Here is an 11,265-nt window from a genome sequence, read left to right on the forward strand (position 1 = left end):
GGCTTAAATACTCATTTCGTTAACTTGCTGATCTAAGAAACCCGAGTCTTGTTGGGCTTGCAGATGCATGTGCAATTCAGCAATGGTTTTCAAATTAAACAGATGAATCAGTTCTAGACGGCCTCGAACTAAGGGGTGGCGATTGACCTGACTGACTACCTTAATGGCGTTGATGGAATTCCCCCCAACCTGGAAGAAGCTGTCATGTATGCCGACTCGCTCCGCACCCAACACCTCCTGCCAGATACCACACAGCGCGATTTCCAGTTCAGTTTCCGGTGCGGTGTAGCTGTCACTGGCTGACCACTCTGGTTCAGGTAAGGCTCGGCGGTCTAACTTGCCGTTCATGGTCAGCGGAATGGCGTCAATCTGAGTGAACATCGACGGCACCATAAAGTCAGGAAGGGAAGCAGACAGGGCTTGCCTGATGCGTTCAGCATCCAGCGTGGTATCGCTGACAATGTAGGCTGCTAAGTATTTTTCACCCTCTTTCTCTCGGTCGATGACCACCGCCTGCTGCACCGTTGCCTCTTCCAGCAACACGGCTTCGATTTCACCCAGCTCAATGCGGTGACCTCGGATTTTTACCTGAAAGTCATTTCGACCGATGTACTCCAGTTGACCATCGTGACGCCAGCGCACCAGGTCGCCTGTTTTGTACAGGCGTTCCTCGTGTCCTGCTATCGGGCTGGTGATAAAGCGCTCTTGCGTCAGTGCTTCTCGGTTGAGATAGCCACGTGCCAGCCCTACTCCGCCAATGTGCAGTTCTCCAGGCACACCAATTGGGCACAGCTTGCCTTGAGTGGATAGCACATAGCAGCTTTCGTTGTTTAAAGGGGTTCCGATAAGGTTAGCTTTACCTTGTTGGTATTCTGACTGAGTGCTCCAGATGCAGGCTTCGGTTGGACCGTAAACCTGAATCACCTTCTGGAAACGCTGAGACAGGTTTTGATACAGAGCTTCAGAGCCACTTTCTCCACCGACTATCACGGTGATATGGGACAAATCGATCGACTCAGGCAAAGCCACTTGCAACACTGACCACACCGATGGTGTGAGCTGGAGAACATTGGTCTTCAAGGCGTGGCTGGATAGCGTATCAGGCGCTTGATGAATGTCCGACAGGTAGACTGTGCCACCCGACAGCAGCGGTAATCCGTATTCCAACCCGAAGATGTCAAAGGTGTATTGCGTCAGGCTGACCAGGGAAACAGGCTTTTCGCCCAGAGACTGGTGGTATTGATGAATAAAGTCTGCGTACGCAGCGTGCGGCATCATGACGCCTTTCGGCTTTCCAGTGGTACCAGAGGTGTAGATGACGTACGCCAAGTCATTGCCTGAGATAGCTACATCCAGATTATCCGTTGATTGCCCCTCATACGCTGACGGGCTGTCCACTGCAACCAGCTCCGGTAGAGCAGAAAGCTCGTTTAGCCAGCTGTCCAGCTCCCCCAATTTGCTTTGCTGAGTCAGTACCAAAGGCGCGGCGGTATCTTCAAAGATGAACTGCGCCCGCTCTTTTGGGTATTCCGGCGAAACAGGGACGTAAGCCCCGCCCGCTTTCAGCACCGCCAGTATGGCAATCAGCATTTCGCTGCTGCGCTCCATAAATAGGGCAACGGGCGTATCGGGTTTCAGTTCGGATTGGTAACGCTGCTGATGCATCTCCCGAAGCGTGTTTGCCAACTGGTTGGCTTTTTCATTCAACGCTTGGTAAGTCAGTACTTCTTCCTGATGCACCAGTGCTACAGTATCTGGTGTTTGTTGAGCCTGTGCCTCAAACAGTCGGTGCCACGTGGGTTCAACGGGAAGCTCCGCCTCTGTTTGGTTCCAGTCATTAATCAGATACTGCGTTTCTTGCTCACTGATCACTGTTATCTGTTCATGCAACTGCTGGCTGTCTGCCGCTACCGCGAGCAAGATTGACTCTAGTTGTTCAAGTAATCGAGCAGCCAATCTCTTGTCCAACAAAGTTTTATCAAAACCTAGTTGGATGCTGAGCGTCCCTTCTTTCTCATACGCCATGATGGAGAACGGGTAATCCATCTTATCGCTCCAGCTGCGAGGAACGGTATCCGCTGCCAAACCCGAAGCGGTGTCATCGGCGTAAGATGGGTAGTTTTCGAAAATAAACAGGCTGTGGAACAGACGCTTTCCGTCTTTCTGAAGATCCGCCAGCAACATACTGCTGAAACTGTTTAATTCAGCAATGCTTCGATGAATGCTTCTTAGCACTTCTGCGATGGTGGACGACGCTTCCCATGTCACAGCCAAAGGAAGCGTGTTGATGTAGAGCCCGACACTCTCTTCAATTCCGTCGATGGGAATATCGCGCCCTGACACCGTCGTACCCACGATGGTTTGCGAGTCCTGCGTCATCATTTGAATCAACTTATGCCAGGCAAACTGAAGTGCCACGTTGGTCGTCACGCCTAACGACTGACACGCCGATTTGAGCGAAGCAAAGCGCTCTCCTTCTAAGCGATGCGTCATCTCTGCAGGCTCCTGAAGTGAGCGAGTCGCATCCAAGTCAGCAGGGCCAGAAAGCAATACGCTTAAGTCATTCGCCATCTGTAGGTTTTTGGCTTTCTCCTGCCAGTAGCGCTGAGATGTCGAATGCTGTGCCACTTTATGCGCCTGAACACGGCCATAAACCGTATCTTTCTTAGCGCTTGAATCTAAACCCTGAACCAGCGCATCGTAGTGCTGGTGCACCGTTTTCAGCAGGATAGGGTTACTCCAACCATCCGTCACGCTGTGGTGCGCCGTCTGAATCAGGGCGTATTGGCGCTCTGCCCGCTTAACAAATGCGACTCGGAACAGCCCAGTTTTTGATAAATCGAACGGCTTGCGACGCTCTTGTGCCTGCAACTCATCGATTCGAATATCGTGTTCGGATTCAGATACCCCAGAGAAGTCATGCAGAGTAAAACGTTCACTCACATTCGATTTATCACTGATCACCTGAACAATCTCACCATCCCAGTGAAATGCCAGACGCAACGCTGGATACTGCTGTGCGGTTAACTCCCAAGCCTGCAGGTAAAGTGAGTGATCAATGTGTCGCTCATAGTCCACCAGCACCTGAAGGCGATACGCGTCATCATCGGGGCGGCTGATGTGATGGTAAACAAACCCTTGTTGCAAACTGCTGGCAGGGTATATAGCTTCAAGACGAGCAGATCCGCTTACGCCAGATTGAATGGCTTCAAGCTGTGGCTGGTGGAGGTTTGGACAATGGAAATCACTGGCGGTTTTGATACCTCCGGCTTTTGTCGTTTGCTCACACAGTGCTAAAACACGTTTCAGCGCAGCTTTGAAAGACTCAACAAAACTCGCGGTTTGGTTTTGGGGCAGCTGAGAAAGCACCTCAAATTTCAACCGACCGTTAAAGACGCCACCATTGATGTTTAATCTTGCAGAATCTTGGTTCTGAGGACCAATCACCTCACCGGCATCATCATCTGTTACAGTCCAAAGCGCCGTTTGACCTGAGCTGTCCAGTTGCCCGAGATAGTTGAAGTAAACATCAGGCAATGAATGTGATACCAACATGGGGGCAAATGCACCGTAACCGATGCCTTTTTCTGGAATGGCACGTAACATCTCTTTAGTGGAGATGAGTGTGTTTGACAGCTCAGAATGCGTACGTAGCCTGACCGGATAAGCCGTGGTAAACCAACCTACCGTGTGGGAGATATCCAATGATTCGTCAATCGGTTCTCGTCCATGTCCTTCAAGCGTAATGTGATGAACGGGCTTTTCAAACGTCTCAGTCATCGCATCGCTTAACGCCGTCAGCAGCAGATCGTTAATTTCCGTCTGATAGCCCTGATTCGCGCTGTGCACAAGCTGATGTGTCTCTTGCTCCGACAAGCTCAATTCCGCTTTGTGCTGAGGTGTTTGAGCATAATCTTCGGGTAAGTAATCGGCGACGACTCTGTTCCAGTATTCCTGCTCTGCAGGGTGCGATTCTGGGTAGAGAGCAACGGCATCTGCCCATTGGCGATAACTACTGGTTTTGTCACCTAATGTCCTGCCGTTTACCAGCGCTTGCAGATCATCCGCCAGAATGCGCCAAGACACCGCATCGATGATCAGATGGTGGAAGGCAAACCACAACCTGGCTTCACCATTGGAGTACCCTTCTATGTATGCAGCGCGCCACAGAGACCCTTGGGACAAGTCGAAGTCGCTTTGCCAGCGAGTCAGCTGATCCCTTATTGCGTCTTGCGTCATCGACATGGCGTTCAGCCTGCCAAGTGGCGCTAAAGTGACCTCTTTGTGGTAAATCTGCTCGGGTTTGCTATCAGAAAGATTGAATCGCGCTCTGAGAATGTCATGCTGCTTAGCCAACTTATGTACCGCATTCTCAAGAGTTTGGTGATCCAAACCACTGGGCACTATCAGCATAAACGCCTGATTCCAGTGGTGTGGGTTCTCAAGCTTCTTATCAAAAAACCACTGCTGAATAGGCAGCAAAGTACACTCGCCTTCTAGCGTACCTTGTTCCGCGATGATTTGAGTAGCTGGAGCAGCTTCTGACAGACGCTCGCTCAATTGGCGAACGGTCGGGCAGTCAAACATGTCTTTGACCTGAACCGAGAACCCTGCCTGTCGAAGTTTGGACACGAGTTGAATGGCAATGATGCTGTCGCCACCGATACGGAAGAAGTTGTCGTTAACCCCAATGCTTTCCACACCAAGCACTTGCTTCCAGATTTGGCAGAGCGCCAATTCCTGCTCATTGTCGGGTGCCACATAGTTATTCTGGTCCACAAATTCAGGCTCTGGGAGCGCATTCCTGTCTAGCTTACCTGCACTCGACAGCGGAAAAGCTTTCATTGGAACAAACGCCGCTGGCACCATGTAAGCCGGAAGTCGCTGGGATAAGTATTCGCTAAGTTCACCAAAAGTCAGCGATTTAGAGGCGATGTTGGGTGTATTGGTCAGATTCTCTCTGGAAATGTCTGCATCCAAATCCGAGTTACTGATGTTCACATTGTCTCTACGGGAGAAGAACAGATGCAGCTTGCCAGCCTGATTCGCTTCATTGGCATGTAGCACCTTAAGTGTGTAGCCATGGCGCTTAGCTTGGTCATGTAGTGCTTCGATTGACGCGATGTATTCCAATGACACTGGTCTTGCATTCAAATTCGCCAGTACAGAACAGACCCGCTGATCTGGGTAACCACTCACCCACAGATCTTCATATTGCGGCTCTTTCTGTTGCAACAGATCGTCCAACTGAAAATCGGGCGTGTAAGTCACAGAGTGGAACGAATATAGACCTGACTTTGAAGATGTTGTCGAGGTTTTGTCCACTTTGATGATCACATCAAACCGGAATCGATTCATTTCATGCTCTGCGTGCCTACGCTTTGGCAGAATCTCTACTGACTGCACGCAATCAAACTGGTTCGACAATGCCAAAAAGTAAGCGGGGGCAATGGCTAACTCGGTTTCTTTCGATGCCAGCCATTTGGCTTGCTTCACCAATTGACGAGCAGGTTTGTCTGGGGAGCGGTGGGACAAGATTGCCAGGTGAAATGCTTCAAGCAGGCGTAAATCTCGGATATCCCCTAAGAACAATTGCCCCTTATCTCCCATACCCTCAATGGCTTGTTTCAGCACTTTGTCGAGATACTGTTGGCTCGGAAAATACTGAGACACCGAGTTCATCACTATGGTGTCAACGGATTGCCCTTCCAGTGACAAAGCAACCTGATCTGCTGGGCAGCTTACAAATTCACTGTTCCTCTCATAACCCAACACTGACGCGGCATGAGAAAGTCGCTTAATCGCATTTTCAGAAAAATCGGTGGCTATGTAGTGCTCGCACTGGCGATGCAAAGGGTAATAAATCAGACCAGAGCCAGAGCCAATTTCCAACACGCGACGAGGGCGCAAATTAGCAATTCTGGATACTGTTGCATCTACCCACTCCGTCATCTCTTCAGCAGGGATGGGCGTTTGAGTGAAGGAGCTTTTCCAGCCGCGAATGTCGAATTGGTCAATCGCCTGATTGTCAGATTTATATTCGGCTTCGTACACGCTTTTCCAGATGGCAACCCCATCATCTTCCAGACTGCCATCGGATACCTGCGCAGCTTTTTCCGTGTAGTATCCCACCAACTTCTTCTCACCGGATTTCTCCACGGTGTGTACACACGCATTCTGAATGCTTGGGTGCGCTTGCAACGCGGATTCGATCTCTTCAAGTTCAATACGGTATCCCCGCACTTTAACCTGAAAGTCGTTGCGCCCCAGATACTCCAGATCGCCATTCTCTCGGCGGCGAACCAGATCGCCGGTTTTATACAGCTTGTTGCGCCCTGTCTGAATGTCTTGTTGTGAGGCAAAGGGATTGTCTACAAAGCGTTCCTGTGTCAACACCTCGCGATTTAGATACCCGTCGGTTACCGCAACACCACCAATGTACAGCTCACCCGGCAAACCATCTGGACACAGTTGAAGCTGCTCGCTGTGCGGATCCATGACCCATAGCTGAACGTTTTGGATAGCCTGACCGATAGGCACGGTATCCGTCTCGTTAAGCTGGCAGTCGTAATAGCTGACTTCGATGGATGCCTCTGTCGGGCCGTACTGGTTATGTAGGCTTGCCCCGTGTTGATTGATGGCATTGAACAAGCGAATGTGCTCGGGAGTCAGTGCGTCTCCGCTACAAAATATGCGTTTTACGCTAGATGGCAGAGAGAGATTAGCGTGCTGAAGGTAGTGGCTCAGCCCAGTCAGCATAGGGGGAACAAAGTGAACCAGAGTGACGGAGTGATGACGAATGGTCTCCAATATCAGTTCTGGAGACTGATGCGCTTTAGGCGCTGACATCACGATGGCGGCACCTGTCCAGTTCGCCCACAACAGTTCCCAGACCGACACATCAAACGTGTACGGCGTTTTTTGCAGAACCCGGTCATGCTCACTCAGTGGATACTGGCTTTGCAGTGCTTCGATTCGGTTGACGACTCCGGTATGCGGCACCATTACGCCTTTAGGCTGTCCGGTAGTGCCCGATGTGTAAATGATGTAAGCCATATCGCGGCTAGTGGTTTGGGTATCCAGATTCTGAGCTGGCTGTTTGGCGTAGGTCTCGACGCTATCAATGCAGATGCATTCGGTTCCCAGCCCTTCTATGGTTTCTAAAACTGACTTTTCCCACGTTTGCTGCGTCAGAACGAATTGCGCTTTGGTGTCTTCAAAAATGTAGCGAGTACGCTTAACCGGGTTATCAGTAGCAATGGGTACATAAGCCCCGCCCGATTTCATCACTGCCAGAATGCCGACCACCATCTCTAAGCTGCGATCCAGATAAAGTGCGATAGGCGTGTTGGGAGATAAGCTCTGTCGGTTTCGATTCAGGTAGCTTTCTTGAAGAAATCTCGCCAGCTGGTTCGCGCGCTGGTTTAACTGGCGATACGTCAGTGAGTGCTCACCAAATATCAGCGCGATGTTGTCTGGTGTTTTTTCCACTTGCGCTTCAAACATAGCGTGAAGCGTTTTGCTACTCTGATACGGTTTTTGCGTTTGATTCCAACACTCCGAATCCGCAAGCAATCGCGACAAATCCAACAGTGGCAACTGACCAATCGACGATGACGAAGACATCTGGCATTGAAGAATATGCTCAAATATCTCGCCAAAACGCGCAATGGTGCTTTCGTCAAACAGCGTGGGCTTATAGTTAAATGCCACGCGTATTGAATCAGACTCATCTCGACAGATCAGGCTTAAGTCGTAACGGTTTTGATCATTACCAAGACGTTCCTCACCATATGGGCTCCAGCCTTCTTCCTGGTATTGCTCACCTAAATGGCTTCGGTGTTCACGCAACAGAAACAAAGTGCGCGCGACCTGCCCGTCCTGGCTGTCTTGTGCAATGTTGAGTTCTCGGTTTATCTGACCAAGGGAAATATCGCTGTGTTCAATCGCATCAAATACCGTTTTCTGAACGGTTTGAGCCACTTCCCAGAAGGTCTGATGCGGGTCTGGCTGAATCCTGAGTAACGCCTCTCCGGCAAACAAACCTACCAACTCGCGAAGTTCTGGACGGCTGCGATTGGTTAACGCAGACGCGATGGCGAGATCCGACTGACCTGTGATGCGGTGTAGCAATACCGAATACGCCGACAGCAAAGTGGAGTACAGCGATACGCCCTGCTCTGTGCAACGCCGCTTCAGCCATTGGGTCAGCGAAGCAGGCAAGACATGCTCCCACTGGCGTACCTCGGTATCCGCCTGAATCCCGGGCATTCTGTCAAAAGGGAGCGACAGCGAAACATCACACTGATTTAACTGCTGCTTCCAATACGCCAGGTGCGCTGAACGACGATTTTGTTGCGCCTCTTGTTGCAGCCAGTGGGCGTAGTCCCCTTGCTGGATCGGTAGCTCTGGAAGTACTGTCTCATTTGAACCGCAATGGTAGTGATGGAAAAAATCACGCTCAAAGTTTGCTATCGAGCCTCCATCAAAAATCAAATGCGAGAAAACATAGATAACTTTGGTATCTTCACCCTGAAGGGCGTGAATTCGGAAAAGTGGTCCATTGTGTAAATCAAAAGGTTCGGCAATAAATTGCTGGATGACGTGGTTAAGATCGTTTGGGTCTGAAAGCTCAACAGACTGGTCAATGGCGTAATGAACTTCGGGTAACACACATTGCTTTAGCTTGCCTTCTTGGTTTCTGAATACGGTTCTCAGGCTTTCATGCCGTTGAACCACCTTATCCATCGCTGCTCGCACCGCATTCGCATCAAAGTTCTCTACCCTGTACATACAAGGAATGTTGCTGGTCGACACCGATTCATTCAGGCTTTCCAGCACCCACATATCCTGTTGCAGCTCGGTCACCGGCAAAGTGTTGGTCTCTCGACTGACCTTTGAGATCCCACTCGTCGGTTTGAGTTTACGTTTAGCCAGAAGCTTTTTTCTTTGCTCTTGGGAAAGCGAAAGTCTTCCCTTTCTTTCACCACTCATACATTGCTCGCCTTATTGCTGACTGGTTGTTTTCATTGTTGTATTTCGATTGATGGCTAATCAGACGCCATCAGGGCTTCAATTTCTTCGTCACTCATGTCTGCCAGAATCAGATCTTCTATCCAGACGGACAGATCTCGAATGGTGTTTGCGCGTGTAATAAAGTCGGAAAACTTCACTTCAACACCCAACTCAGAATGCACCGCCCCTAAAAGCTGAATTGCCAGAACTGAAGTCCCCCCCATCGCCATAAAGCTTTGCTCACAACATATGGGAGAACGATTGAAGACTTCACACCAGAGTCTGTGAACTTCTTCTTCAATGTCAGTTTCAGGAATGGAGATTTCAGCTTCTGGCATCGAAGCGCCCGGCACATCGACGGGTTCTATTGACTGAATGGGGTACTGGGCAAGGCTTTTGCGATCCACTTTGCCGTTGTCGGTCAATGGCAAGGTGGTGAGCACTTGGATATGGCTGGGAATCATGTAATCGGGAAGTTTTGATACTAATACTTCTCGAATTTGCCTCGGGCTGAGCGACTCGTCAGAATGGATCACCACAAATGCAGCAATACTGCCTTTGACCGACTCAGCTTGTGAGAGGACGACTCCGACTTGCTGGACGCCAGAAACGGCTAAGATATGGCTTTCAATATCACCCAACTCAATACGGTGACCGTTGACTTTGACCTGATGATCTTTGCGCCCCAAGCACTGATAGCTGCCATCGGGTTGGCGCACGCCTAAGTCACCTGTTTTGTAGAGTTTCCCATTGGGTACTAAAGGATGTTGTACAAAGCTTTGGGCGGTTAACTCTGGCTTTTTCCAGTACCCCGCACTGACACCCATTCCTGCAATGCAAAGCTCCCCTATCTCACCTTCTTCAACAGGCTGCGCTTCTTCATTCAGAAGGTAAACTTGCGTATTAAGAATCGGGAAGCCAATGTTCACCTGGCTTCGATGGGTAAGATCCTGAACGCAAGACCACACGGTGGTTTCAGTGGGTCCGTACATGTTGAATAGGCGCGCGGAGGTCGCGCTTTGCAGTTTTTCGAGTAAAGGCTGCGGCAGAGCTTCGCCACCAATCAGCAGTAGATTGAGTTTGGACAGCGCCACCGTAAACATGGGGTTTTCCAAAAGTAATGTCAGATGCGATGGCGTGATTTGAAGCGCATCTACAGATTCCGTCACCTGCGCCAGTGCCGTGGCGGATTTACGTTGGTCGTCAGACACAAGGTGTACAGATAATCCCTGCAGGAGAGCAACTATCGATTCGAGCACAAAAATGTCAAAGCATACCGTGGTCAGTGACGCGATACTGGCAATACTGTCCAGACCAATGCTTTCCTGCATGCCGGCATTAAAGTTCAGTAAGTTTTGATGAGTAACACACACGCCTTTCGGCTTTCCCGTAGAGCCGGAAGTGTAAATGATATAAGCCAAATCAGAAGGTTGGCTGGTATGCGCATCAAAACCCGAAGACATGGCTTCACATTCAGAAGCACGAATCACGCAGACATCAGATTGAACGCTTATCGCATTCATACATTCCAAACCGCTCTCATCAACCAACACAGCATGGCCCTGACTATCTTCCAGCATGTATTCAATGCGAGAGCTTGGGTAATTCAGGTCTATCGGAATGTACGTCGCCCCGACTTTTAATATCGCCAGTATAGAAACGATGGTATCAATAGAGCGATCCAATAAAATGGCAACTCTGTTTTGTGGTTTTATCTGGCTACTGATAAGTAAATTGGCAAGCTTGTTTGCTTTTTCTTCTAATTGGCTAAAGCTTATTGCCTGATTATTAAAGACCACTGCGTTATTGTCTTTCGACAATAGCACTCTTTGTTCAAACAATCGTTGAAGGCTAATATTTTGATATTGATCACAACCATCAATCATATTTGTTCCACGTAATATTATTCATAAATGTAAAGCTATCTCTTTGAAATAACCTTTAAGAAATATCTGAATACCGGTATTTAATTATTCGCTTTAAGCCTTCGCTCTAGAAGTGCTCTTTTATTAATTTTTCTTTTTATCGCAGGATTTACTGAATTAGACTCTGGCTGAGATCTTTTTTCTGATAACTCAGGTGGCGACACATATCCACTTTTTTCAGATACCAAAGTTTCAACCAGATGATTGATTGCTGAAAACGGCTGCTCCTGATTAATATGATGAGCCACCTCAACACATCGCCCATTCAACAAGCCAGAACTAAGTTCATCGATAGATTGTCGAAGCGTTTCTACATTCCACTCAG

General features: G+C 49.3%; 3 protein-coding genes. All 3 read right to left on the reverse strand.

Features of this window, described 5'->3' with window-relative positions:
* Positions 1-3 precede the first annotated feature (3 nt).
* Entirely contained in the window at positions 4-8,994 is an 8,991-nt protein-coding gene (locus tag RH89_RS28865) for a non-ribosomal peptide synthetase (RefSeq protein ID WP_050811566.1), read from the reverse strand.
* A 56-nt stretch (positions 8,995-9,050) separates the two neighbouring features.
* On the reverse strand, positions 9,051-10,901 hold the full coding sequence (locus RH89_RS20360; RefSeq protein ID WP_004405955.1) for a non-ribosomal peptide synthetase: 1,851 nt from the start codon (positions 10,899-10,901) through the stop codon (positions 9,051-9,053).
* Between the two features lie 80 nt (positions 10,902-10,981).
* Positions 10,982-11,265: hypothetical protein (locus RH89_RS29985; protein WP_004405956.1), on the reverse strand; the 284-nt coding region annotated here is incomplete at its 5' end.

The sequence above is a fragment of the Vibrio nigripulchritudo ATCC 27043 genome (assembly GCF_000222685.1).
GTDB lineage: Bacteria > Pseudomonadota > Gammaproteobacteria > Enterobacterales > Vibrionaceae > Vibrio > Vibrio nigripulchritudo.

Excerpts from the sequence above, each read along its gene's own strand:
- RH89_RS28865 (WP_050811566.1), bottom strand. The coding sequence starts at position 8,994 with ATGAGTGGTGAAAGAAAGGGAAGACTTTCGCTTTCCCAAGAGCAAAGA.
- RH89_RS20360 (WP_004405955.1), bottom strand. The coding sequence starts at position 10,901 with ATGATTGATGGTTGTGATCAATATCAAAATATTAGCCTTCAACGATTG.